Origin of the sequence: Ruegeria sp. HKCCA6837 (genome assembly GCF_013034475.1) — a bacterium.
In the GTDB taxonomy this organism is placed as follows: Bacteria; Pseudomonadota; Alphaproteobacteria; order Rhodobacterales; family Rhodobacteraceae; genus Ruegeria.
On the sequence record NZ_WQGD01000010.1, the window covers coordinates 65,576 to 87,007 of the forward strand.

The 21,432-nt window shown below is 57.9% G+C and carries 19 protein-coding genes; 8 read left to right on the forward strand and 11 right to left on the reverse strand.

Going from position 1 to position 21,432, the window contains the following annotated elements:
* Positions 1 to 5: 5 nt before the first annotated feature.
* The 4 genes from pta to GOV91_RS14605 all read left to right on the forward strand — a co-directional run bounded on the left by pta (position 6) and on the right by GOV91_RS14605 (position 5,636).
* Positions 6 to 1,013 carry a phosphate acetyltransferase gene (pta, locus tag GOV91_RS14590; RefSeq protein ID WP_171236046.1) on the forward strand — a complete coding sequence of 336 codons (1,008 nt, stop codon included), beginning with the start codon at positions 6 to 8 and terminating at the stop codon, positions 1,011 to 1,013.
* 90 nt (positions 1,014 to 1,103) lie between these two features.
* Complete coding sequence (locus GOV91_RS14595; RefSeq protein ID WP_171236047.1) at positions 1,104 to 3,923, forward strand: molybdopterin oxidoreductase family protein; 2,820 nt, start codon at positions 1,104 to 1,106, stop codon at positions 3,921 to 3,923.
* A 91-nt stretch (positions 3,924 to 4,014) separates the two neighbouring features.
* Positions 4,015 to 4,764 (forward strand): 4Fe-4S dicluster domain-containing protein, encoded by a 750-nt coding sequence (locus GOV91_RS14600; RefSeq protein WP_171180175.1) that lies wholly within the window; start codon positions 4,015 to 4,017, stop codon positions 4,762 to 4,764.
* A complete protein-coding gene (locus GOV91_RS14605) occupies positions 4,764 to 5,636 on the forward strand; it encodes a DmsC/YnfH family molybdoenzyme membrane anchor subunit (protein WP_171180177.1) in 873 nt (290 codons plus the stop codon). The genes GOV91_RS14600 and GOV91_RS14605 overlap by 1 nt, the downstream gene beginning before the upstream one ends.
* 133 nt (positions 5,637 to 5,769) lie before the next feature.
* Here the strand turns inward: GOV91_RS14605 and dapA are convergent, their stop codons facing one another.
* Entirely contained in the window at positions 5,770 to 6,642 is an 873-nt protein-coding gene (gene dapA, locus GOV91_RS14610; RefSeq protein WP_171180179.1) for a 4-hydroxy-tetrahydrodipicolinate synthase, read from the reverse strand.
* 134 nt (positions 6,643 to 6,776) lie between these two features.
* Here dapA and GOV91_RS14615 point away from each other — a divergent pair, with 134 nt between their 5' ends.
* Entirely contained in the window at positions 6,777 to 8,750 is a 1,974-nt protein-coding gene (locus GOV91_RS14615) for a lytic transglycosylase domain-containing protein (RefSeq protein ID WP_171236048.1), read from the forward strand.
* Here GOV91_RS14615 and GOV91_RS14620 read toward each other — a convergent pair.
* Together GOV91_RS14620 and mnmD are read right to left on the reverse strand one after the other, a co-directional pair.
* Positions 8,724 to 9,593, reverse strand: a complete 870-nt coding sequence (locus GOV91_RS14620) for a DMT family transporter (RefSeq protein ID WP_171236049.1) — start codon at positions 9,591 to 9,593, stop codon at positions 8,724 to 8,726. The two genes, GOV91_RS14615 and GOV91_RS14620, sit on opposite strands and share 27 nt — an antisense overlap.
* A complete protein-coding gene (gene mnmD, locus GOV91_RS14625) occupies positions 9,590 to 10,255 on the reverse strand; it encodes a tRNA (5-methylaminomethyl-2-thiouridine)(34)-methyltransferase MnmD (protein WP_171236050.1) in 666 nt (221 codons plus the stop codon). Before mnmD ends, GOV91_RS14620 begins: the two co-directional genes overlap by 4 nt.
* Before the next feature lie 55 nt (positions 10,256 to 10,310).
* Between mnmD and GOV91_RS14630 the strand changes: the two genes are divergently transcribed.
* The gene (locus GOV91_RS14630; RefSeq protein ID WP_171236051.1) at positions 10,311 to 11,345 is read left to right on the forward strand and encodes an FAD-binding oxidoreductase; all 1,035 of its coding nucleotides are present in this window, start codon (positions 10,311 to 10,313) and stop codon (positions 11,343 to 11,345) included.
* 92 nt (positions 11,346 to 11,437) lie between these two features.
* Here GOV91_RS14630 and GOV91_RS14635 read toward each other — a convergent pair whose 3' ends face one another.
* The 3 genes from GOV91_RS14635 to GOV91_RS14645 all read right to left on the reverse strand — a co-directional run bounded on the left by GOV91_RS14635 (position 11,438) and on the right by GOV91_RS14645 (position 13,566).
* Complete coding sequence (locus GOV91_RS14635; RefSeq protein ID WP_171236052.1) at positions 11,438 to 11,980, reverse strand: NADPH-dependent FMN reductase; 543 nt, start codon at positions 11,978 to 11,980, stop codon at positions 11,438 to 11,440.
* Between the two features lie 132 nt (positions 11,981 to 12,112).
* On the reverse strand, positions 12,113 to 12,784 hold the full coding sequence (locus GOV91_RS14640; protein ID WP_171236053.1) for an OmpA family protein: 672 nt from the start codon (positions 12,782 to 12,784) through the stop codon (positions 12,113 to 12,115).
* A gap of 134 nt (positions 12,785 to 12,918) precedes the next feature.
* Entirely contained in the window at positions 12,919 to 13,566 is a 648-nt protein-coding gene (locus GOV91_RS14645; RefSeq protein ID WP_171236054.1) for an RluA family pseudouridine synthase, read from the reverse strand.
* 92 nt (positions 13,567 to 13,658) lie between these two features.
* On the opposite strand from GOV91_RS14645, the gene GOV91_RS14650 reads away from it, so the two are divergent.
* A complete protein-coding gene (locus tag GOV91_RS14650; protein WP_171236055.1) occupies positions 13,659 to 14,069 on the forward strand; it encodes a nuclear transport factor 2 family protein in 411 nt (136 codons plus the stop codon).
* Between the two features lie 2 nt (positions 14,070 to 14,071).
* Complete coding sequence (locus GOV91_RS14655) at positions 14,072 to 14,782, forward strand: SGNH/GDSL hydrolase family protein (protein WP_171236056.1); 711 nt, start codon at positions 14,072 to 14,074, stop codon at positions 14,780 to 14,782.
* Here the strand turns inward: GOV91_RS14655 and rarD are convergent.
* The 5 genes from rarD to GOV91_RS14680 all read right to left on the reverse strand — a co-directional run bounded on the left by rarD (position 14,773) and on the right by GOV91_RS14680 (position 21,432).
* Positions 14,773 to 15,678 carry an EamA family transporter RarD gene (gene rarD / locus GOV91_RS14660; protein WP_171236057.1) on the reverse strand — a complete coding sequence of 302 codons (906 nt, stop codon included), beginning with the start codon at positions 15,676 to 15,678 and terminating at the stop codon, positions 14,773 to 14,775. The genes GOV91_RS14655 and rarD overlap by 10 nt on opposite strands.
* Positions 15,679 to 15,944: 266 nt before the next feature.
* On the reverse strand, positions 15,945 to 18,398 hold the full coding sequence (locus GOV91_RS14665) for an FAD-dependent oxidoreductase (protein WP_171236058.1): 2,454 nt from the start codon (positions 18,396 to 18,398) through the stop codon (positions 15,945 to 15,947).
* Positions 18,399 to 18,488: 90 nt separating this feature from the next.
* The gene (locus GOV91_RS14670) at positions 18,489 to 19,466 is read right to left on the reverse strand and encodes a GlxA family transcriptional regulator (RefSeq protein WP_171236059.1); all 978 of its coding nucleotides are present in this window, start codon (positions 19,464 to 19,466) and stop codon (positions 18,489 to 18,491) included.
* A gap of 8 nt (positions 19,467 to 19,474) precedes the next feature.
* On the reverse strand, positions 19,475 to 20,368 hold the full coding sequence (locus GOV91_RS14675) for a homocysteine S-methyltransferase family protein (RefSeq protein WP_171236060.1): 894 nt from the start codon (positions 20,366 to 20,368) through the stop codon (positions 19,475 to 19,477).
* Positions 20,365 to 21,432: an alcohol dehydrogenase family protein gene (locus GOV91_RS14680; protein WP_171236061.1), complete on the reverse strand. Its 1,068-nt coding sequence runs from the start codon at positions 21,430 to 21,432 to the stop codon at positions 20,365 to 20,367. Before GOV91_RS14680 ends, GOV91_RS14675 begins: the two co-directional genes overlap by 4 nt.

Here is a 21,432-nt window from a genome sequence, read left to right on the forward strand (position 1 = left end):
CGCGCATGACCCAAACACCAATCGAGCTGTTGCGTCAGCGCGCCCCGGCCACCCGTCCTGTGATTTCTTTATGCGAAGGCAGTGATCCCCGCGTTGTTGCGGGGGCGCTTGCCGCCCAAAAGGCCGATCTGGCCGATGTTATTCTGGTTGGCCCGCAAGCCGAAGTCGAAGCAACCCTGAAAGATCAAGGTGCTGCTCCTTCACAGAACGTTGCGGTGCATGACCCTGCAACCTCGGATCTGACCGAGGAGTTTACCCAAACATTTTACGAATTGCGCAAACACAAGGGCGTCGACTTGGCCAAGGCTCGCGCTGCCGTTGAAACAGCGCCGGTCTATGCCGCCATGCTGGTGCGCAGCGGGCGCGCCACCGGAACGGTTGGCGGTGCAGTGCACACCACCGGCGATATTGTCCGTGCTGCAATTCAGGTCATCGGAATGGCCCCCGATGCAGGAATGGTTTCGTCATTTTTTCTGATGTACCCTCCGGAAAATGCCCAACCCGACGCACGGGCTATGCTTTATTCAGACTGCGGTCTGGTCATCAATCCGTCTGCTTCTGAATTGAGCAAAATCGCCATCGCCTCGGCCGCTTCGGCAAGGACTCTTCTTCAGATCGATCCGAAAATCGCAATGCTCAGTTTTTCGACGAAAGGCAGCGCCAAACACCCGGACGTGGACAAGGTGATCGAAGCCACGGACACTTTACGTCAGACCGCACCAGAGCTGTCCGTCGACGGAGAATTGCAGTTTGACGCCGCTTTTGTTCCTTCGGTCGGCGAACGCAAATCCCCCGGATCATCCGTCGCCGGTCAGGCCAACGTGATGATTTTCCCCAATCTCGATGCGGGCAATATCGGCTACAAGATCACTCAAAGACTGGGAGGTTACACCGCGATTGGTCCTGTGCTTCAGGGGCTGGCCCAACCGGCCAACGATCTTTCGCGCGGATGCTCCGCCGAGGATGTGACTCAAATGATCGCTGTGACCTGCCTGCAAGCCAAAAAGACGTAACGCACTTATTCGCACCGTTTCTCGGAACAGTGTTCTCAAATTGGGAAGAAACTGACACATTCTTCCCAACTCAACCGACAGGACCCGCCAATGACCCATCAGCAGCCGATCCTTGATACATCTCCGAAAGTTTCGGACGAGGTGCGCAAGACCACGTGCTATATGTGTGCCTGCCGCTGCGGCATCAACGTGCACATGAAAGACGGCAAAGTCGCCTATATCGAGGGCAACCGGGATCACCCCGTCAACAAAGGCGTCCTGTGCGCCAAAGGCTCTGCGGGGATCATGCAGGTCAACGCGCCGTCGCGGCTGCGGGCGCCGCTGAAACGCGTTGGTCCGCGCGGCTCGGGTGAGTTCGAGGAAATCAGCTGGGATGAAGCACTGGAACTTGCCGTCAGCTGGTTGAAGCCGATCCGCGAGGACAATCCTGAAAAGCTGGCCTTCTTCACTGGCCGCGACCAGAGCCAAAGTTTCACCAGTTTCTGGGCACAAAATTTCGGCACATGTAATTACGCAGCGCATGGCGGTTTCTGCTCCGTAAACATGGCTGCGGGTGGCATCTATACGATGGGCGGCGCGTTTTGGGAATTCGGACAACCCGACTGGGACCACACCAAGCTGTTCATGTTGTTTGGCGTGGCGGAAGACCACGATTCAAACCCGATCAAAATAGGTATCGGCAAAATCAAAGCTCGAGGTGCGCGAGTCATCGGTGTCAACCCGATCCGCTCGGGCTATAACGCCGTGGCGGATGACTGGGTCGGCATCACACCGGGCACCGATGGGCTGTTCATCCTGTCTATGATCCACGTGTTGATGAAAGCAGGCAAGATCGACCTCGACTACCTCAGCCGCTACACCAACGCACCAGTACTGATCGACGCGTCCGAAGGCGCGACCAAGGGTTTGTTCCTGCGGGATGAGGATGGAAAACCGCTTGTCATCGACCGCGTCACCGGTGAATTGACTGCCTTTGACAAGCCCGGTGTTCGCCCGGACTTGTCGGCCACTTACGAAAAAGACGGCGTCACCCACCGCCCGGTCTTCCACCTGATGGCCGAACGGTATCTCAGCGATGAATATGCCCCCGAGAATGTCGCCGATCAGTGCGGCATCCCTGCCCAGCGTATCCGTGCCATCGCAGGTGAACTGGCCCGCGTCGCCTTTGACGAAGCGTTTGAGCTAAACCACGAATGGACCGATTTCCGCGGTGAAAAACACACCAAGATGATCGGCCGGCCCGTCGCCATGCACTCGATGCGCGGCGTCTCGGCTCATGCCAACGGTTTCCAAACCTGCCGCGCGCTGCATGTGCTTCAAATCCTGCTGGGCACGGTCGAGGTTCCCGGCGGCTTCCGCTTCAAACCGCCCTACCCCAAACCGGTCGAGGCGCACCCGAAACCACATTGCAAAGTGACCCCGAACACGCCGCTGGACGGCCCGCATCTGGGCTTTGTTCAGGGACCGGACGATTTGGCGCTCAAGGCTGACGGAAGTCCGGCGCGGATCGACAAGGCGTTCACCTGGGAAAACCCGATGTCCAGCCACGGGCTGATGCATATGGTGATCTCAAACGCTCATGCGGGCGATCCATACAAGATCGATACGCTTTTCATGTACATGGCCAACATGTCGTGGAACTCGACCATGAATACCAAGGGTGTCATGGAAATGCTGACGGACAAGGACGAGAACGGCGATTACGTCATCCCGCATATCATCTACTCCGATGCATATTCCTCAGAGATGGTCGCCTATGCCGACCTAATCCTACCCGATACCACCTATCTGGAACGTCACGATTGCATCTCGCTGCTCGACCGCCCAATCTGCGAGGCCGAAGCCGCCGCAGACGCGATCCGCTGGCCTGTAATCGAACCTGATCGCGACGTACGCGGGTTCCAGTCGGTGCTGATCGATCTGGCCAACCGCATGGGCCTGCCCGGCTTCACCAATGAAGACGGCAGTGCCAAGTGGACGGACTATGCCGACTACATCGTCAACCACGAACGCAAACCGGGCATCGGCCCGCTGGCTGGGTTCCGGGGCGAGAACGGCGACAAGGAAGGTCGGGGCGAGGTCAACCCGGACCAGTTGAACCGCTACATCGAAAACGGCGGCTTCTACGTGGCCCACATCCCTCAGGGTGCGGATTACTACAAGCCGTGGAACACCGCTTATCAGGGCTGGGCCGTAGGCATGGGCATCTATGACAGCCCGCAACCCTACCTGTTCCAGCTTTATTCCGAACCGATGCGGAAATTCCAGCTGGCCGCCGAAGGCCATGGCGAACGTCAACCGCCGGATCATCTGCGCGCGCGTATTAAAGAGACGCTGGACCCGATGCCCATCTGGTACGAAACCGATCAGACTGGCAACGAGGGCTTCACCGTCAATGCCCTGACCCAACGCCCGATGGCGATGTATCACAGCTGGGGCACCCAGAACGCCTGGCTGCGCCAATTGCACGGGCGCAACCCGCTCTACGTGCCGACCAAGCTGGTGCGCGAGCACGGGCTGCAGGACGGCGATTGGGCCAAGGTGACGTCTCCGCACGGAGAGATCACGGTCCCGGTCATGGAAATGGCGGCACTGAACGACAACACCGTCTGGACCTGGAACGCCATCGGCAAACGCAAAGGCGCTTGGGCCCTGCAGGAGGACGCGCCCGAAGCCACCAAGGGTTTCCTGCTGAACCACCTGATCCACGAGCTTCTGCCAGCAAAGGGCGACGGTTTGCGCTGGGCCAATTCCGACCCGATCACCGGTCAGGCCGCTTGGTTTGACCTCAAAGTCAAACTCGAAAAGGCCGCACCGCCTTCAGATGCAGAAAGCCAGCCGGAATTTGCACCGATCAAATCACCAGTTGGCCAAGGTCCGAAAGACCTGGCGTGGAAGGTGGGAAAATGACCCGATCCGCTTTTCATCTGGCCCAAAATACCTCGGGGTCTGGGGCTGAGCCCCAGCCCGCCCTCACAACAATCGCGGAGGCAAGGCAGTCATGACCCAGCTCCCCACATCCACCGAGCGCAAGATGGGTCTGGTCATTGACCTGGACACCTGCGTGGGCTGCCACGCCTGCGTGATCTCGTGCAAAGGCTGGAACACCGAAAACTACGGCGCGCCTCTGTCCGACCAGGACGCCTATGGCGCCAACCCCTCGGGCACGTTCCTGAACCGGGTGCATTCGTACGAAGTGCAACCTGCGGAAGGTCACGCTCAGTTGATCCACTTCCCTAAGTCGTGCCTGCATTGCGAAGATGCGCCCTGCGTCACCGTCTGCCCGACTGGTGCCAGCTATAAGCGTGTTGAAGACGGCATCGTTTTGGTGAACGAAAGCGACTGCATCGGCTGCGGCCTCTGCGCTTGGTCGTGCCCTTACGGCGCGCGCGAGCTGGATCAGGCCGAAGGCGTCATGAAAAAATGTACGCTCTGCGTTGACCGAATCTATAACGAAAACCTGCCAGAGGTGGATCGTGTCCCTTCTTGTGTACGCACCTGCCCCGCTGGTGCTCGGCACTTTGGCGATCTGGGCGATCCTGACAGCGACGTCAGCAAGCTGGTTGCAGACCGGGGTGGCATGGATCTGATGCCCGAAATGGGCACCAAACCCGTTAACAAATACCTGCCGCCGCGCCCCAAGGATACGGTTGAAGACCAAATCGACATATTGGCACCCCTGTTGGCGCCGGTCGCTGAAGAACCCAAAGGTTTCCTCGGCTGGCTCGACAAGACGCTGGAGAAACTCTGATGCATCCTGCACCCTCCGTCATTATCTTCACCACTTTGTCCGGACTGGGTTTTGGCCTGTTGGTCTTCCTGGGCCTCGGGTTTCCAGCCGTCTCGGGCTGGATAGCTTTTGTCTTCTTTGCCATCGCCTATGCGTTGGCTGTCGGCGGGCTGATGGCATCAACGTTCCATCTGGGCCACCCGGAGCGCGCTTGGAAAGCCTTTACCCAATGGAAGACCAGTTGGCTCAGCCGCGAAGGCTGGTGCGCTGTTCTGGCCCTGATTTTCATGGGCCTCTACGCGCTTGGTCTGGTATTTCTGGATCAGAAGTGGAGCCTTTTGGGCTTGATCGGTGCGCTGTTCTCGCTGGCAACTGTTTTCACCACGTCGATGATCTACACACAGCTCAAAACCATCCCGCGCTGGAACATGAACCTGACCCCAGTGATGTTCCTTAGCTTTAGCTTGGCGGGTGGTGCATTGCTGGCTGGTCAAACAAGCGTTGCTATTCCACTGCTTCTGATCGCCGCGCTTGTACAGATCTTGTACTGGCGCAAAGGGGATCAGGCGTTTACATCCTCGGGAACCGATCTGGGCACCGCGACTGGTCTTGGCGCGCGCGGATCCGTCCGCGCCTTTGAACCACCGCATACCGGAACCAACTATCTGCTGCGGGAATTTGTGCACGTAGTCGGTCGCAAACATGCCGAGAAGCTGCGGATCATCTCGTTTGTTCTGGCCTTTTTGCTGCCGGTGTTGCTGCTGGTTTTACCATTCAATCACGTCTTCGCGTTGCTGGCCGTAGCGTCGCATCTGGCGGGTGTGGCGACGTCACGCTGGTTGTTCTTTGCGCAAGCAGAACATGTCGTAGGGCTATACTACGGGAAACGTTAAAGGGGGCTCTGCCCCCGACGCGGCAAGCCGCGCCTCCCCCGAGGTATTTATAGCCAGATGAAGTCTGGACCCGTAAAATGAAAAGGGCGGCTCTCGTGCTTCGAGGCCGCCCTTTTGTCATCTCGGGTCCATCTTAGATCAGGCTGGCATGTGCCATTGCGGCTTCAATTGCGGCCTTGGTGCTGTCCTCAAGCTCGGTCAAAGGTGAACGGACCTCGGTGCTGCAGAGACCAAGTTTGCTGAGTGCGTATTTGGCGCCAACAAGGCCCGGCTCGATAAAGATGGCTTCGTGCAGCGGCATCAACTTGTCCTGATAGGCCAGCGCTTTTGCATAGTCCCCGGTCAGTGTGGCCTGTTGGAACTCGGCACAGAGCCTGGGGGCTACGTTTGCGGTGACCGAGATGCAGCCAACACCGCCATGAGCATTGAAACCAAGCGCCGTCGCATCTTCACCGGAAAGCTGGCAGAAATCTGAGCCACAGGTCGCGCGCTGTTGGCTGACACGGGCCAGATCGCCCGTGGCGTCTTTGACTCCAACGATGCGTGGCAGCTTCGACAACTCACCCATTGTAGAGGGTGTCATATCGACAACGGACCGTCCGGGAATGTTGTAGATGATGATCGGAATATTCGCAGCTTCGTGCAGAGCCTGAAAATGTGCGATCAGGCCGTTTTGGGTCGGCTTGTTGTAATAGGGGGTGACGACCAGCGCTGCGTCCGCGCCGACCTTTTCGGCGAACTGCACGAACCGAATAGCCTCGACCGTATTGTTCGATCCGGCCCCGGCGATGACCGGAACGCGGCCCGCCGCTGTTTTCACAACCTCTTCGATCACCGTTTCATGCTCATCATGGCTGAGCGTGGGGCTCTCGCCCGTGGTTCCGACCGGCACCAGACCGGTCGAGCCTTCGGTGATCTGCCAATCCACAAGGTGTTTGAGCGTCTTCAGGTCCAACTCGCCGTTATTGAACGGGGTGACGAGGGCTGGCATTGAGCCTTTGAACATGACACGCTCCTTTAAGGTGCAATTTGCGGTTTTTGCGCCTCGGTCCCTCACGTTTCCAGCTTTGTGAGTTGATCCCGGCGACGCACGGTTTATCCTCACAGGCTCTATCCTCGGTTGGTTGGGAAATGCAAGGGATGACACGCTTTCTGGCATTGTTGATTGCTGTGATTGTGTATTCAGTGACGGCACCGCAGCTTGCGCGGGCGGATGCCGCAGGTGATTTGCGCGCAGGTCTTTATGAAATGCGCAAGGGCGACTGGAACGCCGCGCTGCGTGTGTCTGGCCAGCGCGGGTCCGTATCGCGCGATATCATCGTCTGGCACTGGCTGCGCGAAGGGTTCGGCAGCTCGGGCGATGTGCTGGTGTTTCTTGAACGCCGTCCGGACTGGCCCGGACTTGCATGGTTGCGCCGCAAAAGCGAACCGGTCTTTACCGGCGCCGATCCTGACAGGGTATTGAAGTTTTATTCTGACATGCCCCCTCAGACTGCTGAAGGTGCTTTGAACTATGCAATCGCTCTGAAAGCAAAGGGGCGCGTCGGAGACGCCGAAGCGGATATCGTCACCGCGTGGCGGACCATGCCGATGGGTTCGGGGTTGCAGAAGACGTATCTGGAAAACTTTGCGAAGCTGTTGAAACCGCATCACACCGCACGTTTGGACCGAATGTTGTGGGATGGTCATCTGGTCAGTTCCGGCCAAATGCTGTCGCTGGTCAATGCCGATCAGCGCAAGTTGGCAGAGGCGCGGATCGCCTTGCAAAAGCGCCAGCCTGGTGTGGACAGCAAAGTCGCGGCGGTTCCGAAATCGCTAAAGGATGCGCCTGGGCTTGCCTTTGATCGGTTTGTCTGGCGGGACAGGAAGGAACTGGATGACAGTGCCATTGACCTTATGCTGGCGCGTTCGACTGGCCCGGATGCCTTGGGCGAACCCGACAAATGGGCCGAAGGGCGCCGCCGTCTGGCACGGCTTGAGATGCGGTCTGGACGATTGGCACGAGCTTACGACGTCGCCGCCAATCACCACATGACACCTGAAATGGGCTATGGCTATGCAGATCTGGAGTGGCTGGCAGGGTTTCTGGCGCTGCGTAAGCTGAATGACCCAGCCACGGCTGTACGGCATTTCCAAAACTTCTCGGACGCGGTCCGATCCCCAATCTCGAAGGGGCGCGGCGGCTATTGGCTTGGGCGGGCTTATGCTGCGTTGGGGGATGCGGACAAAGCATATGACGCGTATGCCGCAGGGGCCGACTATCAGACTTCGTTCTACGGCTTGCTTGCTGCGGAACAGATAGGAAGGCCGTTTGACACAGAGCTGGCCAACCCACGCCGAGCACCGCATTGGCGGCAGGCAGAATTTGCCGATTCCAGTGTTTTGGAAGCAGGCTTGCTGCTGCTGAAGGCCGGAGAGGCGAACCTGTCCGAGAGGTTCCTGACCCATCTGGTTGAAAGCCTTGATCCGGTACAGGCCAATCAACTTGGCGACTTGGTCATTGAGCTGAAACAGCCGCACCTGGCGGTTATGATCGCCAAGCGGGCAGCGACCACAGGCACTGTTTTGCCCGCAGCATATTACCCGATGCATCCGGTGGCCGATATGCGCCTGCCTATGGCCAAGGAAATGACGCTGGCGATTGCGCGACGCGAAAGCGAGTTTGATCCTGTCGTCATTAGTGGCGCGGGAGCGCGCGGCCTGATGCAGGTAATGCCAGCAACAGCCAAGCTGGTCGCAGGTGAGCTGGGCATTCTCAGTGGCCACAAAACCGGCCGATTGACCACGGATTGGCAGTACAACGCCAAGCTGGGGGCCAACTACCTTTCTGGACTGGCCGCTGATTTCAACGGCAACGTGGTGATGATGGCCGCCGGGTATAACGCAGGACCAAGGCGCCCAATCTCATGGATGGAACGTTTTGGCGACCCCCGCGCCGGCCAGATAGATATCGTCGATTGGATCGAGACGATTCCGTTCAGTGAAACCCGCAACTACGTGATGCGCGTGACCGAAAGCCTGCCGGTTTACCGGGCCCGATTGGGGCAGCCCGCGCTTCCGATCCCGTTCTCGCAGGAGCTGATCGGATCATCTCTGGCGGCGTTCGCGCCATAAGGTGAACAGCCCTGCGACCACAACAATTGCTGCGCCTACGACAACTTCGGGGCGCAGCATCTCGCCAAAGACCGAGATCCCCAGAATCGCGCTCCAGACCAGATGGAAATAGGCGAAGGGCTGCACCGCGCTGGCCTCGGCCATCTCGTAGCACTTGATCAGCAACCAGTGCCCGGATGCACCACTTACACACAGCAACGCCATCCAGCCCCAGTCGGCGGGGACCATCGGCTCCCAAAACCACATACCGACCAGAGTCATTGCAACTGCGCCTGAGACGCCGGTCCAGAAAAAACTGGTGGCTGTGCTGTCCTGACGCGCGGCATAACGCGTCAACAAGGCGTAGATCGCAAACATCAGGGCGGAAATCAGGGGAATGATCGCCCATGGGTTAAAAACCCCAACGCCGGGCTGCAAAATGATCAGAACGCCGATACACCCCACTCCAATCGCGCTCCACCGTCGCCATCCGACTTGTTCGCCCAGAACCGGCCCGCTGAGTGCGGCGACAAGCAAAGGATAACATATGAAAATGGCCATGCTGTCGATCAGTCCAAGCACAGTGAAGCCGAAGACCGCGACGCAGATCTCTGCGGCCAACAACACACCCCGGGTGATCTGCAGACCCAACTGATTTGTTTGCGTCGCGGCCCTCAAACCGCCTGCAGACCGCGCGGCTATCGCTATGACAAACGCCGCGAAGAACCAATAGCGGATCATGACCACCATGTAGGTGTTGTAGGTCCCGGCCAAATGGCGCGAGATTCCGTCCTGTAGGGCAAAGACAATTGTCGCGCCAACCATTAAGGCGATGCCTGCGCCAACGTTGTTCTTTTGTGTCATGCTTTGAATGCCCGAGTCATATGTCGCTTGCGGCCATAGCCGGGCGCGCGGGTGATGTCGAACCCGGCATCCTCCAACCCTCGGCGCACAAAGCCTGCGGCGGTATATGTGGCGGCGGTCCCCTCTGTAACGGTGTGGTTTGCAACCTCCTGCATCAGGTCTGCACCCCATAGTTCCGGATTCTTCGCGGGCGAAAACCCGTCAAGAAACCAGGCATCTGCTATTCCGGCCCATTTCGGCAAAGTCTCACGAGCATCTCCGATGATCAGCTCAAACGCGAGGGTTTCAAGCGTGCAATCGCGGCCCTTCCAATGCGCCAGAAACCGACTGCTCCACGCTTGCAATTCGGGAAAGGCTTCAAGCGCACGCTGCATATCTTTCGCGGCCATGGGAAAAGCTTCGAAACTGGTAAACCGCAAGGGTCCGGTTTGACCTGATTTCTCCCACTCGGACCAAACGGTCAGCAGATTCAGCCCCGTGCCAAAACCCAGCTCGGCAATGTGAAATCCAGGTGTGAAGCGCGCAGGCAAATCATTGCCAGCCAAAAACACGTGTCGCGTTTCTTCCAGCCCGTTCTGCAAAGAATAATAGGGATCATCAAAACGATCCGAGACCGGTATCTGATCCTCGGTCCAAGTCAATTTGGCACGCTGGTCTGCCATCGGGGAATCCTGTAGCTAAGCGGCGCGACACTGAACAAGGAAAAGGGAATTGGCAATGGTCGATGTTACAGTTCGCGGCGCAGGCGTTTTCGGCCTGTCCATTGCCTGGACCTGCGCCCGGCGCGGCGCAAATGTGCAAGTTGTCGATCCGTTTGGGCCCGGGGCCGGATCCAGCGGTGGTCTGGTCGGCGCATTGGCCCCACATGTACCTGAAAACTGGAACGCCAAGAAAGCCTTTCAGTTCGAAAGCCTGATCATGGCTGAAGCTTTCTGGCGGCAAGTCGAAGAAACCGGCGGCGTTTCCCCCGGTTATGGTCGGTTGGGTCGCCTTCAACCCATCTCGGATGCCCGCGGCCTTGACCTTGCGCGGCAGCGCGAAGGTACGGCAGATAAACTTTGGCAAGGTCAGGCCGAATGGCGCGTGATCACCACCGCGCAGGCTGGAGCGTGGTGCCCGCCCAGCCCCACCGGATTTGTCATCCGGGACACTCTGACCGCACGGATGCACCCCCGGCGAGCCTGCGCCGCGCTTGTGGCCGCCCTTGATGTTATGGGCGTTCATGTTGTCAATGATGCGGAAAACAAAGGACGGGTTGTGCACGCAACTGGCCTTGCCGGGTTACAAGAGCTCAACGATGCCTACGGCAAGACCGTTGGCAACGGCGTCAAAGGGCAAGCTGCCCTGCTGCGCTTTGACGCGGGTGAGGTCCCGCAGCTCTTTGCCGATGCTATACATATCGTACCCCACGCGGACGGAACACTTGCTATCGGGTCAACCTCGGAACGGGAGTATGACGATCCGACCAGCACAGACAGCGCTCTGGACGATGTGATCGACCGCGCCACGCGCGCCCTGCCGCTGCTGCACGGGGCCGAGGTAATAGAACGCTGGGCTGGTGTCCGCCCCCGCAGTAAAAGCCGCGCACCAATGTTAGGTGCGCACCCACTGCACAAGGGTCAGTTTATCGCAAATGGAGGTTTCAAAATCGGTTTTGGCATGGCCCCCAAGATCGCCGAGGTCATGGCTGATCTGATGCTGGAAGACCGGGATGAAATCCCCGAAGATTTCCGACCCGACGCCTCATTGTAATCGATGCACTCTACGAGATGGACGCGTATACCCAACACCACCGTTTGAGGCTAGCCAGCCCGAACGTGCCATGCCCAATACGCGAGCCAGTTTCAAAAACCAGCCTCGGCCCGGAGTTTCTGCATCAGTTTGTGCAGTGACTTTTCATAGCGGTCAGAGGCCAGTTTTCCGTGCTCGTCAAACTCGTTCGAACTGTTCGCCAGATGGATTTCAGGCCCCTGCAGAATGCGTGGCTGAAAGGGCACCATAAACGACCGCAGGATCATCTGTGCCCGCTCACCGCCTGCACGACCCGCTGCCGCCGACATGACCGCAACCGGTTTGTCGGCCCAAGGGTTACCCTGAGTGCGGCTCACCCAGTCCAGCGCGTTCTTCAGAACGCCAGATGGACCCTTATTGTACTCCGGCGTCGAGATAATTACCGCGTCAGCCTGTGCGATTTGATCTGCCAGAGACTGCACCGCTGCCGGAATTCCATCACCCTCTTCCAGATCCCCGTCATAAAGGGGCAAGTTCAGGTCTGCTTCGACAAAGTGGGACGGATCAAACAACCGGGCCGCTTCTCGCAAAAGCTTGCGGTTGGTGGCACCCTGACGCAGGGACCCGGACAGACCAAGGAGAGTGGGTTGAGACATCTAGAGAGGCTCCGTTTCAGTGACTTTTTGAAAACTAGCCCGAGTTTGATCTGTTCCAAACCCCATTTGACGCACAGTCAATGCGCAAACGGGGCCGCCAAAGGCGACCCCGTGCAAAATGTTTAATCCGCGTTACGCGTTTCCGCTGGGCACAACAACGATTTCAACCCGCCTGTTTTGCGCCTTGCCTTCCGGTGTCAGGTTCGATGCCACAGGATTGTTCTCGCCCTGACCGATTGTTGTGATGCGATTATAGCTGACACCATTAGCCCGCAGGACATCCGCAACCGCATTGGCGCGACGTTCAGACAGCCCTTGATTGTAACCCGCGTCACCGTCGCTGTCTGTGTGACCGACGATCTGCACGTTCGAATTGGGGTAATTGACCAGATTTTGACCCACTTTCACCAAATCCGATCGCAGCGCCGGGCGCACGGTCGAACTGTCGGTGTCAAAGGTAATATCGTTAGGAACAGTCACAATCAGCCGGTCACCCGCATTAACGATGGTGATCCCGTCATTTGCCAATTGCTGACGCAGCTCTGCCGCCTGTTTGTCCAGCTGGTTGCCGATCAGACCGCCACCAGCAGCGCCAATTGCGGCCCCTGCCAGCGCGCCCAGACCGGGGTTCGAGTTGTTGGCAATCGCCCCGATGCCCGCCCCGACAAGACCGCCCAGAACGGCGCCTTGCTTGGTGTTTTGGTTCGGATCGCTTTGCACCGACAACGTACCCGGATCTGTGCAAGCCGACAGAACAAGAACCGAACTCAGCCCCGTGGCCAGAATAAACTTGGAAATCGTCATGATATCACCTTCTGCTCAAACACCCGTTTGTCAGGTGCGTTTGGTTTTCCCCAGTATATCACGGCCAGGGTGTTGGGTCTCAAGCAACAATCCAGTGAAATCGGCAATTAGCCGCCAACTGGGATGCGAATTCTTCAAAAATCGGCCCCGGCACGAAATTTCATTGAAACCCCGCCTTCTGGGTGTTTCATGCGCAGTTCTTCCGAATGCAGCATTAATCTTGGGAAATCCGCCGCAGCACCCGTTGCATAAAACGGGTCGCCCAGAATCGGATGACCCAACGCCTGCATGTGAACCCGCAACTGATGAGACCGACCGGTTTTGGGAAACAGGCGCACACGCGTTGTGTCGCCCTCATGTTTTACGACGCGCCAATCGGTGAGCGCAGGCTTTCCGGTGTCGTGGCAGACCATTTGTCGGGGCCGGTTGGGCCAGTCCACAATCAAAGGCAGGTCCACTGTGCCGGTCTTTGGCTCCAGCCGACCCCAGACACGGGCGACATAGGTTTTGCGGGTCTGGCGCTGTTCGAACTGCATGCTCAGATTGCGCTGAGCATGGGGCGTTTGGGCAAAAACCATGACCCCTGATGTATCCCGGTCCAACCGATGCACCAGCAATGCCTGGGGAAAAGCCGCCTGCACCCGAGTCAAAAGACAATCGGCCAGGTGTTCACCACGCCCCGGCACCGAAAGCAGGCCAGACGGTTTGTTCACCACGATCAACTGGGCGTCTTCGTGCAAGACATCCAGCGGGGTTTGAGGGGGGGCATAAGTCTCGCTCATGGGGGCCTGCCTATCGCAGCCCGTGACCTCCCGCAACGTCGTCCTTGCCTGTTGGGCAATGTTCAGTGACCTTCGGCACAGGAGGAAACGACATGCACCCGACCATCGAACGAATGCAAGAGGTTGTAGCCAAAGGCGATGAATCCCTGATCCACGCGCTGTTGGCCGAGGACGTTCAGTTCCTGCCCCCGACCTATTACAGCACCTGGACCGGGCGTGCGCCTGTGGCCGCCGTTCTGGGACATGTCGGTCAGGTGTTTTCAAACTTCCGCTATCGCCGCATCATGGGCGAAGGAAAAGACTGGGCGTTGGAATTCCAGTGCAAGGTCGGCGATCTTGACGGGATCGGGGTGGATCTGATCACGCTGAACGACGAAGGCTTGATTCAGACCTTCGAGGTCGTGATGCGCCCTTACAAAACAGTGGGTGCGTTACGAGAAGCGATGATGGCGCGCGTGATGACCGACGCACGCTTTCTTAAGTTCAAAGACGCCCTGAGCTGACTATGCGCGGTTTGGTTGCAGCCGATCAAGTCCTGCGCATTCCCCTGCTGCCGGTTTTGGCGGCACAGGGTCTTTCTGTGCGCCGCAACGCTCAGATGTTGCCTGAACCGGCTGGTCCGCGAACGGGCAGATCAGGTCGCGGACCACGCCTGCGCCTGCTCATCTGCGGCGACAGCTCGGCTGCTGGTGTTGGGGCCGGAACCCAAGCGCAGGCTCTTTCTGGGCAGTTGGTTGACCGGCTGGCCAAACACTATTCGGTCGAGTGGCAACTGGAAGCGACCACGGGGCACACAACACTGGACACACTCCACCGCCTGAAAAGCCTGCAGGGGGAGTTCGACGCAGTTGTCACGGCCTTAGGCGTCAATGATGTAACCCGTGCCGTTACATCCCGACAATTTGCGCACCGCCAAACGCAGCTTATCACTGCTCTGTCCAACGATCTGGGAGCACGACGCATTGTCGTAACCGGCGTTCCACAAATGAACAGGTTCCCGGCCTTGTCCGATCCTTTGGCCTGGGTCCTTGGCCGTCAGGCGGCCCGGCTGGATCAAGCGCTGCAGCAGGTTGTGTCAGCCTACCCCCATGTCAGCCATCTGAAACTCGATCTGCCGGATGACCCGGCGCTTGCTGCCCCGGACGGCTATCATCCCAGTCCACACGCCTACGCCCTTTGGGCAGACGCCGCAGCGCAACTGTTGCGTCAGGCCTGAGCCCGCGCCTGCCGGATCATCGGGATCGAATAGACAATCAACGCCGCCCAGATCAGCGGGAAAGCGATCATCCGACCGGTGTCGATCTTTTCGCCAAACACAGTGATTGCTGTCACGAAAATCATGGTTGGTGCAATGTATTGCAGGATACCCATCGTGGAGAGTCGCACCAGCTTTGCACCGTTTGCATAAACCAGCAGCGGCACAGCCGTCACGACACCTGCACAGGACAGCAATAGGGTGTCTGACAGTCCCAGGCCAAAATGCCCCGTACCCTGCACGCCCAGAAATGTGACGTAGACCAAAGCCGGGATCAAAAGGATAAGCACCTCAAGCAGGAACCCTTGATTGGGCCCGATTGGCAGGGATCGTTTGAAAAACGCATAGAACCCCCAACTCACCATCAGGCCAAGCGCAGCCCATGGCAAACGGCCGGCCTCAAACACCAGAACCAACACACCCAATGAGGCCAGACCCACGGCAATCAGCTGCATGCGTGTCAGTGGCTCACGCAGCAAAATCGCGCCAAGTGCGATGCTGAACAGCGGGTTGATGTAATATCCAAGCGCGGCATCCAAAGCATGACCGGTTGAGATCGCCCAAACATAAATTGCCCAGTTCACAGTAATCAAAGCAGCTGTCAAAGCCGCCATTCCCAGCATCTTCGGATTACCCAGCGCAGCCTTGAGGTCGCGAGTGCGCCCCAAAATGACCAACAACAACCCGGCCACCGGCACAGACCAGATGATGCGATGGGCCACGACTTCGACCGGGCCAATATGGTCCAGCGCTTTCAAGTAGAGCGGCAAAAATCCCCAAAGGACATATGCGGTTACCGCCAGCGCCAGACCCTTAGGTGTGTCGGAATTCTGAGAGGGAATGGGCGTGTCGGCCACAGCAAATCTCCGGTTGATACCGGACACATTTACGGCAGTTCACATCAGCTTGAAAACTCTGAAAACCGTGAAGTAACACATAACGAATAGTGATGGGTCGATCTCGGATGTCGCGTTGAAACTCATGTTGGCGCAGCGAGGCGCTGCCTCGCGCTCCGAGGTATTTTTTGGCCAGATGAACAAGGGATCCTTCATTCATCTGGCCCTAAATACCTCGGGGGAGTCGCCCGGAACGGGCGGCGGGGGCAGAGCCCCCCTCTCGCATGTCAGATTTTCACACGCTCTGATTTCGGGTCGTACATCGGCTTGAGCGAAGCTTCCGCTTTAACCTTCACCCCACAGACATCGATCTCGTAAGAAGATGCCAGAACGTCCGCAGCCTTTTCGCCTTCGCACGGGACATAGCCCAGACCAATGGCACCGCCCAACGTGTGGCCATAGTTGCCTGAACTCAAGTAGCCCACATATTCGCCATCGCGGAGAATCGGCTCGTTGTGGAACAGCAACGGTTCAGCGTCAGCCAACTTGAACTGCACCAGCCGATTTTTAGGGCCGCTTTCCTTGCGCGCAATCACTGCTGCCCGTCCGATGAAGTCGCTGCCTTTGTCGACCTTGACCGCAAAGCCCAGGCCCGCATCAACCACGTGATCCTCGCAGGTGATGTCATGGCCAAAATGCCGAAAGCCTTTTTCGATCCGGCAGCTGTCCATCATGTGCATACCGCACAGCTTCAGCCCCATATCCTGTCCGGCCTCATGGAGGGTTTCGAAAACATGGCCTGCCATGTCCGCAGAGACATAGATCTCCCATCCAAGCTCGCCCACATAGGTGACGCGATGAGCACGCGCCAGGCCCATTCCGATCTCAATCTCCTGCGCAGTGCCGAAGGGGTTGGCCGCGTTGGTTAAATCGTCGGGCGATACTTTCTCGAGCAGTGCACGCGAGTTGGGCCCCATGACAGCCAGAACACCTTCACTCGCCGTGACATCCGTGATCACCACATTGAAATTGCCCGAGTTGCGCATCATCCATGTTTGATCTGCCAGACGGGTCGCAGCGGGGGTCACAACCAAATACGCGGTTTCGGTCAGGCGCGTAACGGTGACGTCCGCCTCAATCCCGCCTGTGCGGTTCAGAAACTGCGTGTAGACGATCTTACCATTGGGTACCGAGTAGTCGCCGCCGCCGATATAGTTCATGAACTTCTCGGCATCGGGACCTTCGACACGGATCTTGCCGAAAGAAGACATGTCATACATGCCGACATTCTCGCGCACGGCGCGGTGTTCAGCAGCCGAGTTTTCGAACCAGTTCTGGCGCTTCCAGCTGTACTGGTATTCCCGTTCCTGTCCTTCATTCGCGAACCAGTTGGCGCGTTCCCAGCCGGCCAGCTCGCCCATGACGGCCCCCTGTTCCAGAAGGTGGTGGTGGAACGGCGTCCGGCGCACGCCGCGCGCAGTGGCTTTTTGGCGATAGGGGAAGTGGTCTGCATAGAGCAGCCCCAGCGTCTCTTTCGAGCGTTCGAAGAGGTACTTTTTGTTACCCTGAAACGGCTGCATCCGGCTGACGTCTACGTCGCCTAGGTCAAAAGGTTTCTCACCCGTGTCCATCCACTCGGCCAGTGCCATGCCCGCACCACCGGCAGACTGAATACCGATCGAGTTGAAGCCCGCAGCGACCCATACATTATCCATCTCGGGCGCAAGACCCAAATGATAGGCGTCGTCAGGCGTGAACGATTCCGGGCCGTTGAAGAAAGTGTGGATACCGGCTTCGGCCAGCATTGGCATCCGCTCACACGCAGCTTCGAGGATCGGCTCAAAATGGTCGAAATCTTCGGGGAGCTGATCGAATTCGAACGTGTCCGGGATGCCGTCCATTGCCCAGGGTTTTGCGTTGGGTTCGAACGCACCCAGCAGGATTTTACCTGCATCTTCTTTGTAATACGCGCATTCGTCAGGCACGCGCAGCACTGGCAGTTGGGTCAGACCATCGATATTTTCGGTCACGATATAGAAATGCTCGCACGCATGAAGCGGCACGTTGGTGCCCGCCATGCGGCCAACCTCATGACCCCACATCCCGGCGCAGTTCACCACCATGTCGCATTCGATATGGCCCGAAGCGCTGCCGTCATCCGCGACCCAATCCACCCCGGTGACAGAACGGCCCTGCTTGACGATGTCAGTGACTTTAACCCGTTCCTTCACGACGGCGCCGCGTTGCCGTGCACCTTTGGCCAGCGCCAGTGCGATATTGGCGGGATCACCCTGGCCGTCCAGCGGCAGGTAAACGGCCCCTTTGACGCCATCGAGATTGATATGCGGATACAGCTCCTGAACGCGTTCGTTCGAGATTTCTTCGACCTCGACACCGAAGGCGCGCGCCATGGCCGCCTGACGGTAAATCTCTTCCTTGCGCTCGTCGGTCAAAGCCACGGTGATTGATCCACAGCGTTTGAAGCCCGTGGCAACGCCGGTTTCTTCTTCCAGAGATCCGTAAAGTTCCTGGCTGTATTTCGCCAGCTTGGTCATGTTCGCAGTGGCACGCAGTTGTGCGATCAAACCCGCCGCGTGCCATGTGGTACCGCTGGTTAGCTGTTTTCGTTCCAGAAGAACAACATCCTTCCAGCCCTTTTTGGTCAGGTGATAGGCAACAGAACATCCGATGACACCGCCGCCAATTATGACCACGCGGGCCTTGCTGGGAAGATCAACCATGATGACGACTCCGATAGTGTTTGGTCTGCGGAAGGATGCCATAGGAGGTCGACAGGAAATGCACCAAAAACGTCACCAAATTCGTGAAAATCATCTTTGGTTGGTCTGACGCCTGTCCCGCCTCATGACAAACGGAGTAACCCCGAAGAAGCTCTTGTAAACAGAAGAAAATCCGTTTGGAAACCCACAAGCCATACCGATTTCGCGCACGCTCATCGTGGTGTTCATAAGCAAGTTGTTGGCCTTTGCCAGACGCATTTCACGATAAAACCCATTGGGCGTGGTGCCCAAAAAGGATTTGAACTTACGCTCCAACGACCGATTCGACAGGTTCAGATCCTCGACAATCTGCTGGATGGGCAGCGGATCTTCGATGTTCTCTTGCATCAGTTTGATGCACTGATCCAGTTTTGCATCTCCGGTGGCCGAGGTTTTTGCCCCGGAAAACGGCTGCATGGAAGAAAAGTCGCGAATCTGCTCATGCAGCATGATATCCGCGACGGTCATTTTCGCCGGCCCCGAGATGTGCCGCCCGATGACAGCCAGTGCGATGTCCGCAGTCGCACCCATGCCCGCACATGTGACCACAGGTCCGTTCTCTGTGGCAATCAGAAGTTTCGCCTCAAACCGGGCGCCGCGCTCACGCAGGAAAGAGGCATTTTCCCAATGGGTTGCCAGGTCTTCGGTGCCTTTTTCATCTATGTAACGGCTGGCGGCTTCAGACAGCAGAAAAACCTGTGCACCACGGTACGTATAATCCGAGACAGTGCGCCCAAGCGACAGGTCGGGTTGATCCGGGTCGGAATTGCCGATGACAAATAGATAGTCCGCCTTGGGCTGCTGCGGCACAATTGAGGTCGAAACAACCGCGTCACTGCTGCTGGCCACATCGCCACCGCGCAGCGACCGGTACGAATATGTGAAAGGCGGAGAAGCACAAACACGGTTCGCCACACGCAGTACATCCACCAGCGAGGCAAGCTCAAGCAGCACAAAACCGGGCGCGACCAGAATGTCGAAATGCTGGATCGTCTGCTTTGGGCTTCTCTGTGTCGCTTCTGCTGTCATCTGTGTGCTCAGACGATATTGTGCCCGGCCGCCCGCAAACGGTTGGCCAGTGTTTCGATATGATCCGGGCCGATTTCGCAGCATCCGCCAACAATAGTAGCACCCTGATTGATCCAACGCATCGCGTGATCTGCATAAGCGTCCGGGCCAAGATCGTGACGTTGTTCCAATGCGTCCACTGTCGGCGCATCTTCGAGGAACCCGTCCGAGATATGCGTGAAACCATTGGCATAGGCCCCAAATGGCAGGGACATGCCGGACAGGATCTCCAACGCGGCCGGGATCGCTTCGGGACGCGAACAGTTGATCAACAGCGCATCCGGGGAAAACTCTTTGATAAGCGGAGCAATTTCCGCCAAGGGCTCTCCCGACCTGAGGAAGCGACCGTCGTCATCATTTACTGAAAGAGCAAGCCATACCGGCTTGCCACATTCCGACGTACCCCGTAGCGCACCTTCGGCTTCAAGTACTGATGACACCGTCTCGATCAGAAACAGATCTACGTGATCCGCCATAAGGCCAACCAGTTCCGCAAATTTCTCACCAGCATCGATTGGGTCGGGCTTCAGGTCAGGTCTGTACGATGCCAGCAAAGGCCCCAATGATCCGGCAACGCGCCCTTGCCGACCCTCGCAAGCCGCTTGTGCTTGCGAGACGGCTGTATCAACAAGGGCCTCAAGCTGATCTTCGATGTTTTCAAACCGCAGTCGCGACCGGTGAACCGCATATGTGTTGGTGGTCGCAATGGTGGCCCCGCGCCGAAAATATTCGGCGTGAACTTCGCGCACCAATTCGGGGTGTTCAATCATGACACGGGTTGACCAAAGCGCCGTTGGAGCATTGCCACTGAGCTTAACCAGTTCCTGCCCGATCGAACCATCCAAAAGGGTGATATCTGTCATGCTATCGCTCCTTGGGGCAAAAGAACCAGCTTGCCCGGTAAGGTCTTGGATTGGAAGTCCGCTTGCGCCTGGGCGATATCCTTTAACGGATAGGTGCAAGAGATCAACGGTTTGATCCGTCCCGAATTCATCAATTCGACAAGACGTCCAAAGACTTCAGGGCTTTGATGGGTGCACCCGTGAATTGTGATGTCGCGCAAGTAGATATCCCGCAGATCGGCCTGAACAATTGGGCCTGCGATTGCACCCGACACGGCGTAATGTCCTCCGGGTTTCAGGGCAAGGATCAGCGATGCCCAAGCAGGACCACCAACGACGTCAATGACCACATCAAACATGTCTTGAGGCAGCGGTTCACTACGGTCAAACGTAGCTCTTGCCCCCTGGGACATGACGACCTTGGCTTTCGCAGCGCCCGTTACGCCCCATACAGTGGCCCCGCGCAGTGACGCGAGCTGTACAGCGGCCAGACCGACACCACCTGACGCACCAGTGATCAAGACCTTTTGCCCTGCAGTCACGCCTGCGCGGGTCAGCAGGTTTTCGGCGGTTCCAAAGGCGCAGGGTATGGCTGCAACTTCAACATCCGACAAGGGCGAGGTACTGACGTCGTAAAGATCATCCGCCTCTACTAGACAGTATTGGGCAAACGCGCCGTCGATCTCTGACCCCAGCGCAACGAACCCCCGAGGATGTCCGGGACGCGGGCGCGGAAGGTTGATCGGGCAGGTTACGCGTTGGCCCGGGCTGAAATGAACTCCTTCGCCCACCATCTCGACAATGCCGCACAGATCCCCACCCTGAATGCGGGGGAAGTGCAAGGCACCGCCCCACCCACCGGCTTCGACGTCTTGCTCCACGGTATCCGTAGCGCCGGTCACATCCGACGAGTACCAGCCGACACGCGTGTTGATATCCGTGTTGTTCACACCGGCCGCGGCAACCCGAACAAGCACCTGGCCCGGACCGGGCTTTGGCACCGGAATATCTTCGCGCCACTCCAAGACTTCGGGTCCACCGTGACCGGTCAGATAAACGCCAGACATGGTGTTGGGGATAGCCAT

What these genes read in the sequence shown, in the direction of transcription:
- pta (WP_171236046.1), top strand. Translation starts at nt 6, where the DNA reads ATGACCCAAACACCAATCGAGCTGTTGCGTCAGCGCGCCCCGGCCACC.
- GOV91_RS14595 (WP_171236047.1), top strand. Translation starts at nt 1,104, where the DNA reads ATGACCCATCAGCAGCCGATCCTTGATACATCTCCGAAAGTTTCGGAC.
- GOV91_RS14600 (WP_171180175.1), top strand. Translation starts at nt 4,015, where the DNA reads ATGACCCAGCTCCCCACATCCACCGAGCGCAAGATGGGTCTGGTCATT.
- GOV91_RS14605 (WP_171180177.1), top strand. Translation starts at nt 4,764, where the DNA reads ATGCATCCTGCACCCTCCGTCATTATCTTCACCACTTTGTCCGGACTG.
- dapA (WP_171180179.1), bottom strand. Translation starts at nt 6,642, where the DNA reads ATGTTCAAAGGCTCAATGCCAGCCCTCGTCACCCCGTTCAATAACGGC.
- GOV91_RS14615 (WP_171236048.1), top strand. Translation starts at nt 6,777, where the DNA reads ATGACACGCTTTCTGGCATTGTTGATTGCTGTGATTGTGTATTCAGTG.
- GOV91_RS14620 (WP_171236049.1), bottom strand. Translation starts at nt 9,593, where the DNA reads ATGACACAAAAGAACAACGTTGGCGCAGGCATCGCCTTAATGGTTGGC.
- mnmD (WP_171236050.1), bottom strand. Translation starts at nt 10,255, where the DNA reads ATGGCAGACCAGCGTGCCAAATTGACTTGGACCGAGGATCAGATACCG.
- GOV91_RS14630 (WP_171236051.1), top strand. Translation starts at nt 10,311, where the DNA reads ATGGTCGATGTTACAGTTCGCGGCGCAGGCGTTTTCGGCCTGTCCATT.
- GOV91_RS14635 (WP_171236052.1), bottom strand. Translation starts at nt 11,980, where the DNA reads ATGTCTCAACCCACTCTCCTTGGTCTGTCCGGGTCCCTGCGTCAGGGT.
- GOV91_RS14640 (WP_171236053.1), bottom strand. Translation starts at nt 12,784, where the DNA reads ATGACGATTTCCAAGTTTATTCTGGCCACGGGGCTGAGTTCGGTTCTT.
- GOV91_RS14645 (WP_171236054.1), bottom strand. Translation starts at nt 13,566, where the DNA reads ATGAGCGAGACTTATGCCCCCCCTCAAACCCCGCTGGATGTCTTGCAC.
- GOV91_RS14650 (WP_171236055.1), top strand. Translation starts at nt 13,659, where the DNA reads ATGCACCCGACCATCGAACGAATGCAAGAGGTTGTAGCCAAAGGCGAT.
- GOV91_RS14655 (WP_171236056.1), top strand. Translation starts at nt 14,072, where the DNA reads ATGCGCGGTTTGGTTGCAGCCGATCAAGTCCTGCGCATTCCCCTGCTG.
- GOV91_RS14665 (WP_171236058.1), bottom strand. Translation starts at nt 18,398, where the DNA reads ATGGTTGATCTTCCCAGCAAGGCCCGCGTGGTCATAATTGGCGGCGGT.
- GOV91_RS14670 (WP_171236059.1), bottom strand. Translation starts at nt 19,466, where the DNA reads ATGACAGCAGAAGCGACACAGAGAAGCCCAAAGCAGACGATCCAGCAT.
- GOV91_RS14675 (WP_171236060.1), bottom strand. Translation starts at nt 20,368, where the DNA reads ATGACAGATATCACCCTTTTGGATGGTTCGATCGGGCAGGAACTGGTT.
- GOV91_RS14680 (WP_171236061.1), bottom strand. Translation starts at nt 21,432, where the DNA reads ATGGCTATCCCCAACACCATGTCTGGCGTTTATCTGACCGGTCACGGT.